The 16,075-nt window shown below is 61.7% G+C and carries 10 protein-coding genes; 5 read left to right on the top strand and 5 right to left on the bottom strand.

The genetic code is table 11. The annotated features are described in order from the left end of the window. Positions 1-45: 45 nt before the first annotated feature. Positions 46-2,070 carry a hypothetical protein gene (locus tag WNY37_RS07545; RefSeq protein WP_342972852.1) on the top strand — a complete coding sequence of 675 codons (2,025 nt, stop codon included), beginning with the start codon at positions 46-48 and terminating at the stop codon, positions 2,068-2,070. A gap of 172 nt (positions 2,071-2,242) precedes the next feature. Further along, positions 2,243-4,453, top strand: a complete 2,211-nt coding sequence (locus WNY37_RS07540) for a TonB-dependent receptor (RefSeq protein WP_342972851.1) — start codon at positions 2,243-2,245, stop codon at positions 4,451-4,453. On the opposite strand, the gene pbpC is transcribed toward WNY37_RS07540, so the two are convergent. Further along, positions 4,450-6,510, bottom strand: a complete 2,061-nt coding sequence (gene pbpC / locus WNY37_RS07535) for a penicillin-binding protein 1C (RefSeq protein ID WP_342972850.1) — start codon at positions 6,508-6,510, stop codon at positions 4,450-4,452. The two genes, WNY37_RS07540 and pbpC, sit on opposite strands and share 4 nt — an antisense overlap. Continuing rightward, a complete protein-coding gene (locus tag WNY37_RS07530) occupies positions 6,507-11,462 on the bottom strand; it encodes an alpha-2-macroglobulin (protein ID WP_342972849.1) in 4,956 nt (1,651 codons plus the stop codon). The genes pbpC and WNY37_RS07530 overlap by 4 nt, the downstream gene beginning before the upstream one ends. A 91-nt stretch (positions 11,463-11,553) precedes the next feature. On the opposite strand from WNY37_RS07530, the gene WNY37_RS07525 reads away from it, so the two are divergent. Further along, positions 11,554-12,762: an NAD(P)/FAD-dependent oxidoreductase gene (locus WNY37_RS07525; protein ID WP_342974880.1), complete on the top strand. Its 1,209-nt coding sequence runs from the start codon at positions 11,554-11,556 to the stop codon at positions 12,760-12,762. A 224-nt stretch (positions 12,763-12,986) separates the two neighbouring features. Further along, entirely contained in the window at positions 12,987-13,343 is a 357-nt protein-coding gene (locus WNY37_RS07520; RefSeq protein WP_342972848.1) for a YbaN family protein, read from the top strand. Here the strand turns inward: WNY37_RS07520 and WNY37_RS07515 are convergent. Beyond that, complete coding sequence (locus WNY37_RS07515; RefSeq protein ID WP_342972847.1) at positions 13,310-13,588, bottom strand: HNH endonuclease signature motif containing protein; 279 nt, start codon at positions 13,586-13,588, stop codon at positions 13,310-13,312. The genes WNY37_RS07520 and WNY37_RS07515 overlap by 34 nt on opposite strands. 120 nt (positions 13,589-13,708) lie before the next feature. Here WNY37_RS07515 and WNY37_RS07510 point away from each other — a divergent pair, with 120 nt between their 5' ends. Next, positions 13,709-14,908 carry a hypothetical protein gene (locus WNY37_RS07510; RefSeq protein WP_342972846.1) on the top strand — a complete coding sequence of 400 codons (1,200 nt, stop codon included), beginning with the start codon at positions 13,709-13,711 and terminating at the stop codon, positions 14,906-14,908. Between the two features lie 2 nt (positions 14,909-14,910). On the opposite strand, the gene folD is transcribed toward WNY37_RS07510, so the two are convergent. Next, positions 14,911-15,795, bottom strand: a complete 885-nt coding sequence (gene folD / locus WNY37_RS07505; RefSeq protein ID WP_342972845.1) for a bifunctional methylenetetrahydrofolate dehydrogenase/methenyltetrahydrofolate cyclohydrolase FolD — start codon at positions 15,793-15,795, stop codon at positions 14,911-14,913. Continuing rightward, complete coding sequence (locus tag WNY37_RS07500; protein WP_342972844.1) at positions 15,779-16,075, bottom strand: DUF167 family protein; 297 nt, start codon at positions 16,073-16,075, stop codon at positions 15,779-15,781. Before WNY37_RS07500 ends, folD begins: the two co-directional genes overlap by 17 nt.

Below are 16,075 nucleotides of genomic sequence, written 5' to 3'. Positions count from 1 at the left end.
TACGCACAGCCCCATACCTTTGAACAAACCGGTGCGGATGTTTAAGTGGATACCAAGGACATAACTTCAACTCGAGCGGACCTCACCATGCTGCATGCTTCGACCCAGAAACTGATTGACCGACTCGCCACCATGACGGCGCAAAAGAAGATTGACTGGATTGAGAAGGACAATGGCGACGTCATGTACGCGACCGAGGGATATGTCGTCCGGCTGACCCCTGAACCCCCTCGCGTCCTGCTGTCCACCGAAGCTGGCAAATCCCTGGAAGATGCGAGCTCCACGCTCCTCAATAGTGCGCCGCATGCAGAAGGCGGCACCTATGGAGACCTCGTCGCATCCATCGCCCGCGATGCCTGCCGCGAAGCGCGCGGCACCGAAGCGGCCATCAATACGCTGCTTGCAGGCCTGTCCGACGAAGAGGCGCCCGAAACCACGGCAGAAGACGACGAAGCTGTAGAGGCCGACACCGACGAAGCGCTCGTCGCGACGTCTGCCGAAGACATGCCCGACAGTCTCGAAGACGAAGGCGACGCCACGACCATTCTGGAAAGCGAAGACTTTGCGAGCGAGGATCAGCCAGAAGCGCCGGCCGAGACCAATGAGGACCTGGTCGATGTCAGTGTCCCGGAAGCGGCCCTCCTCAGCGACGATGAAGCAGACCTGGAAGCGGGCACAGAAACCGATGCGCCTGCCGACACCTTTGAAGCTCAGGCTGAGGCTAACGCCGACGATCATGATGATGTGGTCGAAGATGACGATGAAGATGTCCAAGGCGCCGTCGCGCGTCTCGCAGACGAGGTCAACGGAACCTCCAGTGACGAGGCCGAGGCCTCCCACGCCGAATCGACCGATGACGACTATGTCGAAGAGGTAGAGACGGCAGCAACGAACACGTCTGATGCTGAAACATCTGACGCCGACACGGACACCGACGAAACCGTCGAAACCGTCGAAACCGTCGAAACCGTCGAAACCGTCGAGCCTGAGATCGAGGTTCCATCCTTCTCTGTCCAGCCAGATGAGGGTGAAACCTTCACCATCGATGACGATGAAAGCGACGACACGATCAACGTCTATTCTCAAACCGACCTGCCAGCCGGCCCGGATGTCGACGCTGAAGACGAGCCTGCCGAAATAGCGGCGACGACCGACACGGCCCTTGCAGAAGAGATCGATACGCCTGACCAGGACGCCGTCGCAGAGGTCGCAGACGAAACGCCACCGGTCGCAGCCAGTGCCGAAGCGGAAACCGAAGTCGAAGCGGACGTCGAAGTCGAAGCGAAAACCGGCGCTGAACCTGAAGTCTCAGCCAAGGAATCCAATATACGTTATGTGCCTTTTGGCGCTGCCGGGCTTCAGGCGGCTGGTGCCGACGCCTCTGAAGAAGAGATGCCGGTAGAGGAAAACGTTGCGTCCGAACTGGGCGCCGTCGCAAGCGACATGGCCCTGCCCGAAGAGGCCCAGGCCGACGCCCTCGCGGACACCGAAGCCCCGGAAACAGACTTCGACGTGCCTCCGAGCGCTGAGACCGCAGAGCCCGAAATCGAGCAGCCCGAAGTTCAAGAGCCTGAAATCCAGGAGGAAGACACCGTCGCAATTGCTGCGCAGGATGTTGAGACGCCGTCGGAAAGCCCCTCTGTCTCAGCGCAGCCCGCTGGCATCATGTCGATCAGCGGTTTCAGTGCCGGTCTTGGTTTTGGGGCAAAGGCGTCCGGCTTTACCCCGCAGCCTCCTCGCCCTGCCGATCAAGCCTCGCAATCCGAGCACGTCTCCCGCGCGCCGGTTGTGATCGACGCGACCGATGACTACCCGGACGAAATCAGCGACACGGCCACTGAAATCCAGCCTGAAGTCTCGCCACTGGAATTCGCATCTGCCGAGGACACTGACGACGCGCTGGTCGAAGCAACCGCATCATCTGAGGATGTTGACGCCGTATCGCCTCGCGAGGCGATGCCTCAGCCGGAGACTGCGAGCGCATCAAACCCGGATCAGACCGACGAATCTGCGGAAGAGACTCAGGAAACCATCGTTCGACCGAAAACCCGCTTCAATCCGTGGACCTGATCTGACGCCGAATTTGTTGCTGTGCCGCAACATAATCAGTGTTGCGGCGCAAGATGACGCCTGTGAAGTCTCCGTGCCCCTTGCATAGGAGGGCAGACTAGCCCTTGAAGGGTCAGGAACGCTTTCCCGATAGCGGCAAGCGAAAGAACTGATCCTTCAAAGGCCGCGTCCAATGAAATCCTTGAAATCCTTCCTTGTCGCCAGTGCAGCCCTCAGCGCTTTCGGCTCCGTCGCGTCCGCGCCCGCCGTCGCCCAGGCAACCGAGAATGAAGCGCGCCTCGACCCCGTGACGGTGACGGCTCAGCGCATTGAGGAAGATCTGCAAGAGGTGCCGGTATCGATCTCGACGCTTGCCGACGAAAAGCTCAATAACCTCAAAGCGGGCGGCGCAGATGTCCGCTTTCTGTCTGCCCGCGTTCCCAGCGTCGTCGCTGAAAGCTCATTCGGCCGGGCCTTCCCGCGCTTCTATATTCGCGGGATCGGCAACACCGATTTCGACCTGAACGCCTCCCAGCCGGTCAGCCTTGTCTATGATGGCGTGCCTTATGAAAGCCCGATCCTGAAAGGTTTCCCGGTCTTTGACCTTGAAAACATCGAAGTGCTTCGCGGCCCTCAGGGCACCCTTTTTGGTCGCAACACCCCTGGCGGCATCATCAAGTTCGACAGCGCCAGGCCCGTACACGAATTCGACGCCTATGCGCGTGCCTCGTATGGTAATTACGACACCGTGACCGCCGAAGGGGCCGTGAACCTGCCGATCTTCGAAGATCAGCTCGCCCTGCGCCTGTCCGGCCTCTATCAGGAGCGCGAGCCTTATGTGGACAATGCATTCACAGGCCAGAACGACCGGTACGAGGGCTTTGAGGAACTCGCCGGGCGCGCTCAGCTCCTGTTCACGCCGCTCAATTCAGACTTCGAAGGCCTTCTGAACTTTCACGCCCGCTCCAATGATGGCGACGCTCGCCTCTTCCGGGCCAACATCATTCAGCAGGGAAAACGCGGCCTCGGCCCGAACTTCGAACGCGACACCGTCTATTATGATGGCCAGAACTTCCTGGCTCAGGATACGCATGGCCTCACGCTGACCCTGTCCAAGGGGCTCGCCGACGCGATCGATATGGTCTACGTCTTCGGCAATGAGCAGGCGGAGATTGCGAGCCGCGGCGATATCGATGGTGGATTCGGGGCATCCTTCCTCGGTGCCGGCAATTTCGGTCCGGGCAACATCCCCTTCCCGTCTGAGACGTCCGGCGCCGTCAATGCCCTGCACCAGACCACCCATGAAATCCGATTCGCCTACGATGATGGCGGGCCGCTACGGGCGCAGACGGGCGTCTTTTTCTTTGATGAGTTCGTCTCGATCACCTCGAAGAATTTCGACTCGCTGTCACCGGGTAATCCGGAAACGAGCCAGGCCAGTCGCAGCCTGGACACAGAAAGCGTCGGCATCTTCGCCTCTGTCAGCTACGACCTCACGGACGCGGTGACCCTTTCTGGCGGCGCGCGCTGGACCGATGACGACAAAGAGTTCTCGGCCACTGGTGACAATCGCAGCCTTGGCGATGAACAGGTCAGCTGGGACGCCTCGATCTCGTGGCAAGCGACCGACACCATAAATACCTATGCGAAGGTCGCAAAGGGTTTCCGCGGCCCCACCGTTCAACAACGCTTCGGGGCGCCCTCACAGGCCGATAGCGAGACGCTGGTCTCCTATGAAGCCGGCGTGAAGACCGAATTGATGGACCGCCGGATTCGTCTGAACACGGCCATTTATTATCTCGATTTTGAGGGCCAGCAGCTCACCATTGTTGGCGGGCTGGACAATTCTGTGTCGCTCTTCAATGCCGATGAAAGTGAGGGCTATGGGTTCGAGGTCGACCTCGAAGCGGCCCCGATTGAGAACCTCCTCCTCACCGGCGGGCTTTCCTACAACAAGACCGAGTTCAAGGATGATCTGATCATCGCCCCCGGCTGCGGCGCGCCGTGTACCGTTCTCGATCCGCCCGTGTTCGACGATATGAACAATCTTCTGGGCTACAACATCTCAGGCAACAGCTTCCCCAATGCGCCGGAATGGATTGCCAACTTTACCGCGCGCTACGCGATCCCGGTTGGCGATGGCGAGGTCTACGGCTTCACCGACTGGGCGTTCAAGGACGAAACCAATTTCTTCCTCTATGACAGCATTGAGTTTGGTCAGGATGCCTATTGGGAAGGCGGCCTGCGCCTTGGCTATGAAGCCAATTCAGGCTGGGGCGTATCGGTCTTCGCGCGCAATATTCTCGACGAGGAAGTGCTTGAAGGCGCCATCGACTTCAACAATCTCACAGGCTTTGTGAATGAGCCCCGCACCTATGGCGTTGAGGTGAACTGGCAGTACTAACCGGTTGGGGCACCGATCACCCGCACCAGGACTGACGCTTCCCGGCCGACCGGATCAACGGCGCTGACACGGTAGAAACCTGACCGCGTCGGCGTCCACACGGGCAGGCCCGCATCGTCGGTTGGGCAGGGTTCGCCATCGATATACCAGCTGAGCGCGCCCTCGCCGCGACCGGCCAATACGAAGGGCCGGGACGCCTCGCCATTGACCTCGCCGGACCAGAGTTCGGCATCCTTTGGCGGGAACAGGATTTGCGGCGCGGGGCGGCCACGTTCGAAACGCTGAAGGGCCCCCTGGGCATCGGCGGCTTGCTTCGTCATGAGGCGCGTGCCTGCACCGCCCTCACCGCCCAGATGATAGGTCGCCCGGTCCGCCACTTCGAACAGGATCGGCAGCGCCGTATCACGCCCCGTCGCGCCGGGACGTGGGGCGCCATCAGCGCGGCCGACCCAGACGATGATGGCGTGATCACCCGACACGCCCGCCGCCCAGGCATCGCGGAACCCATATGACGTCCCGGTCTTGAATGCGATCTGTGGGGCGTTCGCTGTGAGGCGGCCCGGCATGCGGCCTTCAGGCGTCGGCGCATCTTTCAGGATGCGCTGAATCTTCTCTGCGCTGTCGGCGCTCATCAGGCGAAAACCACGCGCGGCTTGTATCCGTTTTTCATCTTCGACCGTCCATGCCAGCGGCTTTGCGCGCCCGCCATCACCCAGAGCTGAATAGATCACGGCCAGCTCACGCGCGGTCATCCCGGCGCCCCCTAGCGCGAGCGCCAGTCCGGCCTGATTGTCCGCCCCGCCATGAATGCGCGGCGGTGCCCCCGCCAGTGCCAGCGTTGCGGCAAACCGCTCCGGACCGATCCGGTCCAGCGCGAGGACGGCCGGGACGTTCAGGGAATGCTGGAGGGCGTCCGAAATGCGGACATCGCCGCGAAACATTCGGTCGAAATTATCCGGCTGATAGGAGGCAAACCGCTTCGGCAGGTCGGCAATGCGCGTATCCGGCGCGGCAGAGCCGTCATCAAACGCCATCGCATAGATGAAGGGTTTCAGCGTCGATCCCGGCGATCTCGCCTGCGCGGTCAGGTCGAGCCAGCCGCCCGGCAGGTCGCGCGATGCAGACCCCACAGCCGCTCGTACGCCTCGCGTGGGAATGTTCACAACCAGGATCGCGACCTGCGTGCCGTTGCCGAACTCCTTGGCATGCTCGAGGGCCAGCGCCTCCATCTCTTTTTGTAGCTGGGCATCGATCGTCGAGGTGACATCGGTGCTGGCTTCAAAGGCGGCGCGGGTCGTCGCGTGCCAGGCCCGGGCTGGAAAGGCATAGGCCCCCGTCGGCATGGAGGATGTGCGTGCTTCTTCGGCTCGCGCGGCATCCAGATAACCAAGCCGCTCGAGCTTTGAGACGATCGTCTTGCGGCCCGCATCTGCGCCCTTGGGGCGAAGGTCCGGGCGGCGAACTTCAGGGCTTTGCGGCAAGGCGATCAGCAAGGCTATCTGGTCGTCGGACAGCCGGTCCGGTTCGCGCCCGAAATAGCGCCAGCTCGCCGCGCGAATGCCTTCGATATTACCGCCATACGGCGTGAGCGTCAGGTACAGCTCCAGGATTTCGCGCTTCGTCAGGCGCGCCTCGATCTGATGGGCCCGGAACATCTCGATCAGCTTGGACCCGATATTGCGCGGACGCGGCTCAAGCAGCCGGGCCGTCTGCATCGTGATCGTCGAACCGCCAGACACGATGCGCCCAGCCCGCGCCGAACTCGTCACGGCGCGCACCATGCCCATCCAGTCGACACCGCCATGAGACCAGAAACGCTGGTCTTCGACTTCCAGAAGCGCCTCGATGAAGACCGGGTCGATCTCGTCCAGATCGGCGTGGAAGCGCCAGTAATTATCAGGGGTGGGAATGGCGCGAAGCGGCCTGCCATCCCGGTCTGTCACCATGATGGAGACAGTGTCACCCCGCTCAATCGGCGGGGGGAAGATCCGGTCCAGCGCAAAGGCTGCGACCAGCAATGCCGCGAAGGCAATTGCCAGTCGCTTCAGCCAGATCATCTCTGACCACCCGTCGCTGCGCTTGGCGTCTCAATCGTGATCCGGCCAGGCGCCGAACGCGCGAACACATCCGGGCGATACATGTCTTCGACATTCACGCCCGGGATCGCAAAGCTGCCCGGCGTCACGGCCCGAACGACGTAAGCGAGGCGCACGGCCTTGTCGCGGACATCGATCGCAGCAACGAAGCGGTCATCGCGAGCCTCGGCCGTGTTTGGCTGGTCGATCTTGCCGAGCCAGGCAAACGCGCCGTCCGTGCTGCCTTCGCGGTCGCCATCAGCAGGCTTCAGCACAGTCTCGATTTCGAAACCAGCCGGCAGCAGGTCAGCCACAATCATCGGATTGGTGCGGTTCTGCTCTGGCGTGATCACCATCGACACGACAAGCTGGTCGCCCTGATTGATATCGGCAAGGTCAACGCCTGCACCGGTCAGGCTACGGATGGCCTTCTGCACACGTACCTTCGAGGAGGTGGCTTCTGGCGGCGATGCGGGCGCGCCGCGGACCATCACTGTTCTGAACATCGGCGCAGAATTTCCAGCCAGTGTGAACGTCACATCGCTCTGGGCCTGGTCTTCCGTCAGGACGTAGCGGCGATCATTATTGTTGCCGCGGCCAAGTCCATCGACTTCGACCCGAATCTCCTCACCGTCGCCGGTCAGCGCATTCACAGCGAGCAGCGCGAACGCCTTCTCCTGCGTGGTGAGCTCGGATGGGTCTGGCGCATCATTGCCAAGACGTTCCGACAAGCGCGTGACATGCTCGGTGAAGCCGGTCTCGGCGGCCAGGGCGAGTACGCCCGTCAGGTCGCGAAGCGGCGTCTGATAGTAATCGCCATTATTCTGATAACCGAGCGCCTCTTCCGCCTTGGTGAAGGCGCTATAGGCACGCGACCGGTCACCCATATATGACAGGGCTGCGGCAAGCTGGGCACGCGCAAGCGGGCTTTCCATCTTGTCGATTTCGCGGTCATGCAGGTAACGCAGACGGCTCACATCGGCCTTGCCGGCCTTGGCGAGCACATAAAGCGCATACGGCGCAGACCGACGCATCAGCTTCTCTTCCGTGTCGTCGTGCCAACGGCTTTCCCAGACATCCGTGTCGTAGCCATAGACGCGCCAGGCATCGCCCTGCGCAATCGAGCGAAGCGACTGATAAGCCCGGTCGAGCGAGGCTTGCGGCACTTCGTATCCGGCCTCACTGGCGCGGTAGAGGAAGTCTGCCGTATAGGCACCGAGCCAAGGCGATGCGTGGCGATCCCCTTCACTCCACAGGCCGAACGAGCCGTCGCTCGACTGGCGATTGAGGACGCGAGAGACCGCTTCCTGAACCTGGGCCCGCGCGGGCTCACGCTCGTCTTCATCTGCCCCGAGCGCGACGAGCTGTTCGGAGTAAAGCAGCGGCATGGCGCGGCTGACTGTCTGCTCGGTGCATCCATAAGGATAGCGGGCCAGCGACGCGTAAAGCGCATTGGCATCGAGCGGCAGCGAGGCGAACGTCACTGTCACTTCCGCCGTTCCCGGCACATATCCCGCGAGAATATTGTCCGGGATCGACCAGGCATCGCCCGGCTGCATCAGCGCCGTCGTAATCTCGGTCGCCGGCAGGTAGGGCGAACGTGACTGGATCATATAGTTGCGCGAGATCGAGTAGTTTTCCGGGCCCTCGACATTCAGGCGCAGGCGCGAGATGCCGGAGGTTTCAGCCGCAATGTTCAGCCCTTCATCGATACGCTGGCCTTGCGGAATGGTCCGTGAGACCTCGCTCGCCGCGACCGTCACCGGCTCGCTGGCATCAAGCGAAGCCGTGAAGACGCCGCTTTCGAGCTCGATATTATCGATGCTCACCGTTGCGAGCGCCTCATCACCTGGCGCCAGGAAGCGTGGCAGGATGAGATCGGCTGGGGCCGGATCGCGCACCGTCATTGGCTGGCTGGCAGCGCCGAGGCCGGTTTCAGACCAGGCGACCGCCATCAGGCGCAGTTCGCCGTTGAACTCAGGCACGTCGAAGGTGACGCGTGCCCGGCCATTCCGGCCGACATCGACCAGCCCGGAGAACAGCGCCACCGTCTTGGTCGGCACCACGGTCAGGCCTTCGCCGCCAAGCTGGTCACCACCGGTCCTTACTTCAGCGGGCAGACCCATGTTCGGATCGAGCAGGCGTCCATAATCGTCATAGATTTCAACGCCGAGCGACTTCTTCCCGAAGTAATAGTCGACCGGGTCAGGGGTCTGGAATTTGGTGAGACGCAGAATGCCTTCGTCCACTGCGGCGAGCGTCAGATAGATATGCTCACGGGGACCGCCAGTGACATTGACGTCGATGGTGTGTTCACGGCGCGGGCGGACGAGGTCCGGTGCGTCGATTTCAACCTCGAAAGTGCGGTCATCCATGTCGAGCGGGACATAACCGACGCCAACAGCGCGGCGGGGTTTGGACTGCACGACAGGGTCGCGCGGGGTGTAGACGTTGACGAGGATGTAAGCGCCCTCGCCCCATTCTTCTGTCACCGGCAAGGTAAACTGCGTGCCGTCCGGGGAGACGTCACGGGTTTCGACGTGGATGATCTCGTCGGTTGCGACAACGATCTGCGCTTCGCCGGCATAAGGCGGCACGACGGTGATCGCAGCCGGGCGACCGGCGACAACTTTCTGGTCTTCAACGATGACCTGCACACGGTCAGGGGCTTCGACGCCGTCATCGGAGACATAACCGCCCCAGCCGACATAAAAATCCGTACTGGTTTCAGCGTCGCTGCCATCAGCCGTCACGATGAGTTCGTGCTCACCCCAGTCGAGGCCGTTCACGGCGATGGCCTGGGTGGTTCCGTCCGTGTCGACGACACCCTCATTCACGGTCCGTACCGTGCGTGAGCGGCGCCAGCGCCAGCGGCTGTCTTCGCGATACCAGTCATAGTGGTAGTCGATCTCGATGACTTTCCAGTTGAGGCGCGTGTCAACGATCTCGCCATCGGCATTGAGCGCGGCCAGTTCGAAACGGTTCTCCTGGCCTTGCTTGGCGCGACCGTCGAAATCGGACTTCACACCGAGATAGAGATCATTCGGGCGGTACGGCAGACGCACGCTTTCGGTCACGGCGCGGCCACCGGGCTCCAGAACGGAAACGGTCGTATTGAGCCGCAGCGGACGATCGGAATCAGTGCCGCGCGTGCCGGGGGACAGACGGACAACCGCTTTACCGGCGCCATCAGTCGTCTGGTCATCCAGTTCGATGATCTCTTCGCGGAAATAATTGTCGTGGCGACCGAATGTGTAGCCCTTATAGCCTTCGAACGGGCTCGGATCCGGCTCGACACGGGCCTGGGCCTGAACGGTCAGACCAGCACCGGGGGCACCATAGAGAAAACGGCTGTCGACCAGAATTTCCTTGGTCTCTCCGGCTTTCAGCACGGTGTCTTCATCAGTATCGAGCTCAACGGCGATGCGCTGGGGCACGAAGTCTTCGACCGAGAAGCGATGGGAGCCGGCTTCGCCTGCACCATCGATTTCCAGCACGGCGCGCCACATGCCACGAGACGCACTGTCGGCGAGGTCATAATCCCATTGAACCGCTCCGGCCTCGCCGCCAGCGAAGCGATAACGGTCAGCCTCCAGCCCGTTCGGGCGGTAGATGATGAGATTGCCCGACCGGCCTTCAATGGCATTCGCGGCCCGGTCGCGCATCATGGCCGTCAGGTGAACCGTTTCACCGGGCCTGTAGATACCGCGTTCGGTATAGATGTAGCCGTCAACCGGACCGGGGGTGCGGCGCCCGCCCGTATTCTGTTCAGACAGATCCACCGGCGCGCGGGTCAGATCAAGCACGGCAAGGTCACCCTTGGCCCCGAAAGCCATCACCATGCGGGCGGCAGAATTGCCCGTACCGGCCAGCAATGGCGCACCAAAGCGCACGCGGCCTTCCTCGCCGGTCTCAGCTTCGCCCAGCACCTCGTTGTTGAACGCGATCAGCTGGACGCGCGTATTGGGGAGCACTTCGCCATCCTGCAGCGAGCGCAGCGTGACATCGAGGCCGTTCTCGCCGCGATAGGCCGTCAGCGCCAGATTTGTCAGCATGATCCAGCGTCGCGCCGATGCGGGCGGCCCATCATTGCTGTTGAGGTCCTTGGAGTCCTGCAGCTCAACGAAATAAGAGCCGGGCTTCAGCGTCTCGATGACATCCGGAAGCGGGAAGACAGTGGTCACCGGGGCGTTGGTAATGTTGTCGATATCCATGGAGCCCGTCCAGACTTCGGACGAGACATCGCGCGGATCTTCTTCACCGTAGAGATATGAATAACGGCCCTGAGGGGCCTCATTGCCCTGGTCGATGCGCTTGAATGCCAGCGCCCGGTCGTTGACGCGATAGACGGTGACATCGACCTTCTCGACATTCACGGTTTCGATGGCGAGCCCATCCGCATCGTCGCGCGGCAGGATCACGCCCGAGCCCTTGAAACCGACATAAGGCGGGCGGTCCTCAAAGCTGATCGTTACTTCTTCTTCGCGCGCAATGGCGCGGCCGTCATCGGATGGCAGCCCTTCGAGGATCGTCGCTGTGTAGCTGCGCGCAAAATCGAGGCCTTCGAGACAAAGCTCGCGGCCTTCAATATTATAGGCAGGCCGAACACCCGGACGCATATTGATGAATGTGGAATAGTCGACATCAGGATCGAGCGGCGCGGAGAAAACGAGGCAGGCGCGCGGCTGGTTACCACTCGTGTCTGGGGAATAGCGGAAGTAGGTGAACTTGTTTTCTTCAGCAGCGGCGAGGCGTTGGCGTTCGCGTTCGCGCCGTTCTGCTGCCACCTGATCTGCGCGAGAGCGCTCAATGACTTGTCCGTTTGATGATTCAGGAACCGTCTCGGGCGGCTTGTCGCCGCCTCCGCACGCCGCCAGAGCACTTACCAGTCCTGCGAGAAGTATGCCCCTAGCCTTGAATGTGCGGCCGATCATGTCCGTTCTCCCTCAAATGTGACTCACACCTTTACAGGAAGTTGGTATGCCGCCAACAGGGCGTGATTAAGACTTTTTCAGGATTTGCGATCTGCAACAGCGCTTTCACACCCTTGTTCTTGGCGCCGGCGCGGCAGGCCTGTTCTGCGGGGCCCGGGCGGCCGGACGCGGCCTGAGCGTCTGCGTTCTGGATCATAGTGCGAAGCCAGCCGAGAAAGTGCGCATCTCAGGCGGCGGCCGATGCAACTTCACGAACGTGGATACCAAGGCCGCCAATTTCCATTCCGAGAATCCGCATTTTGCCAAATCCGCCCTGGCCCGCTACACGCCATGGGACTTTTGCGACCTGATGGCAAAGCACGGCCTGAGCTGGCAGGAAAAGACACTGGGCCAGCTTTTCTGCGACCAGCGGAGCACCGCCGTCATTCAACTCCTGCTGGACGAACTGGACAGTGCCGGCGGCGAGCTCCGGCTCTCGACCGAGGTGTCTGGAGTGCAGCACAGAGACGGCCGTTTCGTCGTGGAGACAAGCGCAGGTGAGATTGAAGCAGACAACCTCATCGTGGCGACCGGCGGGCTTTCCATCCCCAAGATCGGTGCAAGCGGTTTCGCCTATGAACTGGCCCGCCAGTTCGGCCATGAAGTCATCCCTCCCCGCCCTGCCCTGGTCCCGCTGACATTCACGGGCGCGGCCAAGGACAATTTCGCCGAACTCTCCGGCGTCTCGTGCCCGATCGATGCGCAAGCCAGACGTGGCCCGGAATTTCACGAGGCGATGCTGTTCACCCATCGCGGCCTGTCCGGCCCAGCCATCCTGCAGGCGTCTTCCTATTGGCGGGAAACCGAAAGCGTCGGCATCGATCTCGCGCCCGGCTGGTCCGTGCGAGATGAACTGAAGACCGCAAAGGCGGACACGCCGAAGATCAACCTCTCCACATGGCTCGCCCGGCACTATCCGGCGCGCCTGGCGGATTACATGCTTACCTGGCCCGGCATGCCCGCCGACAAGCAGCTAGCCAATTTGTCCGGCGCTGACATGGAAGCGGCCGATCAGGCCCTGAAGCACTGGTCCATCAAACCCGCCGGCACGGAAGGCTGGCGCACCGCAGAGGTGACGGCAGGCGGAATCGATACAAACGGACTTTCATCGCAGACGATGGAAAGCAAACACGTCAAAGGGCTCTACTTCATCGGCGAATGCGTCGACGTTACGGGCTGGCTCGGCGGCTACAACTTCCAGTGGGCCTGGGCGAGCGCCGCCGCAGCGGCATCAGCCATCGACGCCGATCGCGCGGCTTAAGACGAATTCGGCCTCTTGATCGTGGAAACGATCAGACGCTGGCGCGTTATCTATACATCTGCGGACGAGCCGCTGCGTCGGTTCAAGCCGCATCGAGTTTCGTGCCTGGGAGGCACGCGACCTGACGGGCTGGGCGATCCGGAATTTGCCGGATAGCCCGCCCGTCTCTTTTATGCGAGAACCGTTCTCAACTTAACGCCGCAGCAGGGTCAGGGCTGACATCGATGATCGCACGCATGCTCGGCTTTCTGTTTCTGGCGCTTGGCGCGATCGGCATATTCCTGCCCATCTGGCCGACAACCGTGTTCTGGATCATCGCTGCCCTCTGCTTCGCCCGGTCCAGCCCGGCCATGCGTGACTGGATCTATGCCCGCCCCAAATTCGGGCCGCCCATTCAGCAATTCATTGAACAAGGAACGCTGTCGAACACGTCGAAAGGCGGCGCCCTGCTCGGCATGTCCATCGCAGGCGGGTTCAGTACGGTATTGCTTTGGGGACGCTGGAGCTGGATGGCGTTCGCGATCGGCTTGCTGATCTGCGGTGCCGCCTACGTCCTCACCCGGCCAACCGACCCCGTCTGAGACTTGCCCTTGATCTTGTTGCAGCGCGCATGAGCAAGCTGCAGATTGTCAGGCTCGTCTGATCCACCAGCCGCACGCGGAATGATGTGGTCGAAGGTCGGGCGCTGCCGTTTCCAGATCGTCGCATGCGCCACATCAAACCGAGAGGCAGGCATCGGCTTGCCGCACAACGCGCAGCATCCGCCCTGCTTTGCCCACAGCGTTCTGAAAAACTCGTTATCTGGTGGAACGGCTGGCTGGCTCATCAGTCTAGTTGGAAGAGGTTGCGAGCGCTGTCCAGCCGCGCAAGCCTTTGACACAACATGGCTTTGACGCAGCCATGATCGCCTGATACCGCCGAGGACAAGTCGAAAGTTCGCTTCACGATGCTGACCAGCCTGCTCCTCGTTGCCGCTTCTATCGGCTTTGGCGTCTATCTTTTCCGCCCGTCCATGCTGACCTCCCGCTTCTGGCGAGCCACGGTGACGCCCTTGGCATCGATTGTCGGATCCGGTTTCCTGATCGCAGGACCGGTGCTCTATCACACCGTCGGACACCTGGCCGTGGTTGCCATGGCCGTGCTGTGCGGCCTCGCCTATCTCTTCGGCTCAGCCGTTCGTGACAATATCCTGCATATTGAGGACGCCGAGCGCACGCCTTTACAAGGCTTCGTCAATGAAGGCGCCGACATCATCCTGGCTGCCGCCTATTTCATTTCCGTCGCCTATTACCTGAACCTGTTTGCCGCCTTTGGCCTGCGCCTGGTCGATGTCACGGACCAGACGACGATCCGCATCGTCTCGACCGCCGCCATTGCGACGATTGGCATGACTGGAGCGTTTGGCGGGCTGAAGGCGCTGGAAAGCCTGGAGGTCGGCACCGTCGGCCTGAAGCTCGCCGTGATCGGTGGCCTGCTGACGACGCTGGCGGTGGCGGCCACTATGAGCCTCGTGTCAGGCAACCTTGAAGCCGGGCCGATGCCATCCCGTGGGGGATGGGACGAAGTGCGCACCATTCTTGGCCTTCTCGTCCTGGTGCAGGGCTTCGAGACGTCACGCTATCTCGGCAGCAAGTACGATCCCGACACCCGCGTCCGCACCATGCGCCGGGCACAATGGATCGCCACGGTGATCTACATCACTTTCATCCTGCTGTTCATGCCGTATTTTACCGGCAGTATTTCAGGGCGCGGGGCGGAGACCGCCATCATTGACATGCTCGCCCCTCTGGGCATTGCCCTCACACCGCTTCTGGTCGCAGCCGCACTGGCGTCGCAATCCTCGGCGGCCATTGCAGACACCAATGGCGCGGGCGGCCTCATCGCAGAGGCGACGCGGGGCAGAATCCCGGTGAAGCCAGCCTACATCGTCACCGCGCTCGTCGCTATCGCCATGACATGGGCCTTCGACATCTTTGAAATCATCACCTACGCCTCGCGCGCCTTCGTGACCTACTACGCCCTACAGGCCTTGCTTGCGGCCTCGACGAACTTCAGGCGGTCGGACTGGCCGCGTGCGGTGCTCTATTCTGCAGCGTTCCTGATCGCCGTCACGATCATCATCGTCGCCAAGCCGGCAGACGTCTGAGCCTAGAGCCCTGCTGGCACGTCCCAGCCGCGGCGATAGCAGGCCGCTTTCACCGTGTTCTGAAGCAGGCAGGCCCGCGTCATCGGACCGACGCCGCCCGGCACAGGCGTGATGTGACCGGCCACAGGCTCACAGTCATTAAAGTCGGCATCGCCCACCAGCCGCGTCTTGCCTTCGCCGCGCTCTGGCGCATCGATCCGGTTGATACCAACATCGATCACGACGGCGCCCGGCTTGACCCAGTCCCCTTTGACCATCTGCGGGCGGCCCACGGCCGGAACGAGGATGTCTGCTGTGCGGCAGAGGCCTTCGATATCCTGCGTGCGCGAATGGGCGATGGTCACCGTGCAGTTCTCGGCAAGGAAAAGAAGCGCCGTCGGTTTGCCGACCAGGATGGAGCGGCCGATCACGACGACATTCTTGCCGGACAGATTTTCACCCAAAGCATGTTTGGCGAGGATTACGCAGCCGGTTGGCGTACAGGGGCGAAGGCCCGGCTTTCCAAGGACGAGCCGCCCGGCGCTGGCTTCGGTCAGGCCATCGACGTCCTTGTCCGGATTGATGCACTCAATCGCGCGATTGGCATCGAGACCTTCCGGCAGTGGCAGCTGCAGGAGAATGCCATCGATCTCGTCATCATTGTTGAGGTCCGAGATCAGCGCCTCGACCTCGTCCTGCGTCGCTGTGGCCGGCAGTGTCTTCTTGATTGAGCGCATGCCGGTTTCTTCGGTGTCGGTCACCTTGTGGCGCACATAGACCTGGCTGGCCGGATCATCGCCGACCAGAACGACAGCGAGGCTTGGCTGTCCCGGAAGCGACCTGACGGCCTCTGCGACCTGCGCCTTCACCGTTTCGGCGACCTGTTTTCCGCTAATCCGCTCTGCCATGCCCCATCCACTCCTCGATCTGGCGCGCCGCAGCGCTGCCGGGTTCAGTGTCGATGTCGACGCCCTTAATGCGGCTCGTCTCCCCCGTCACCACCTTCACATCAGATTTTGCCAGTCTGAGCGCCTTGGCGAGCAGCTTTTCCACAGCCCTGTTAGCCTTGCCCTTTTCGGGCACGGCGCGGACTTTGACTTTCAGGAATATGCGCCCGGCAGCATCTTCGCCCGGCCCTTCAATGCTGTCAGCCGACGCATTTGGTGTAGCGCGAACGGTGAGGCGCAT

Source organism: Henriciella sp. AS95 (genome assembly GCF_038900055.1).
Lineage (GTDB): Bacteria > Pseudomonadota > Alphaproteobacteria > Caulobacterales > Hyphomonadaceae > Henriciella.
Note: the sequence above shows the minus strand (reverse complement) of the source record. Positions and strands in the feature narration are given on the sequence as shown.

Bases quoted from the DNA above. Each gene is read 5' to 3' on its own strand.
- WNY37_RS07510 (WP_342972846.1), top strand. From the start codon at position 13,709: ATGCTGACCAGCCTGCTCCTCGTTGCCGCTTCTATCGGCTTTGGCGTC.
- pbpC (WP_342972850.1), bottom strand. From the start codon at position 6,510: ATGATCTGGCTGAAGCGACTGGCAATTGCCTTCGCGGCATTGCTGGTC.
- WNY37_RS07520 (WP_342972848.1), top strand. From the start codon at position 12,987: ATGATCGCACGCATGCTCGGCTTTCTGTTTCTGGCGCTTGGCGCGATC.
- WNY37_RS07515 (WP_342972847.1), bottom strand. From the start codon at position 13,588: ATGAGCCAGCCAGCCGTTCCACCAGATAACGAGTTTTTCAGAACGCTG.
- folD (WP_342972845.1), bottom strand. From the start codon at position 15,795: ATGGCAGAGCGGATTAGCGGAAAACAGGTCGCCGAAACGGTGAAGGCG.
- WNY37_RS07500 (WP_342972844.1), bottom strand. From the start codon at position 16,075: ATGCGCCTCACCGTTCGCGCTACACCAAATGCGTCGGCTGACAGCATT.
- WNY37_RS07530 (WP_342972849.1), bottom strand. From the start codon at position 11,462: ATGATCGGCCGCACATTCAAGGCTAGGGGCATACTTCTCGCAGGACTG.
- WNY37_RS07540 (WP_342972851.1), top strand. From the start codon at position 2,243: ATGAAATCCTTGAAATCCTTCCTTGTCGCCAGTGCAGCCCTCAGCGCT.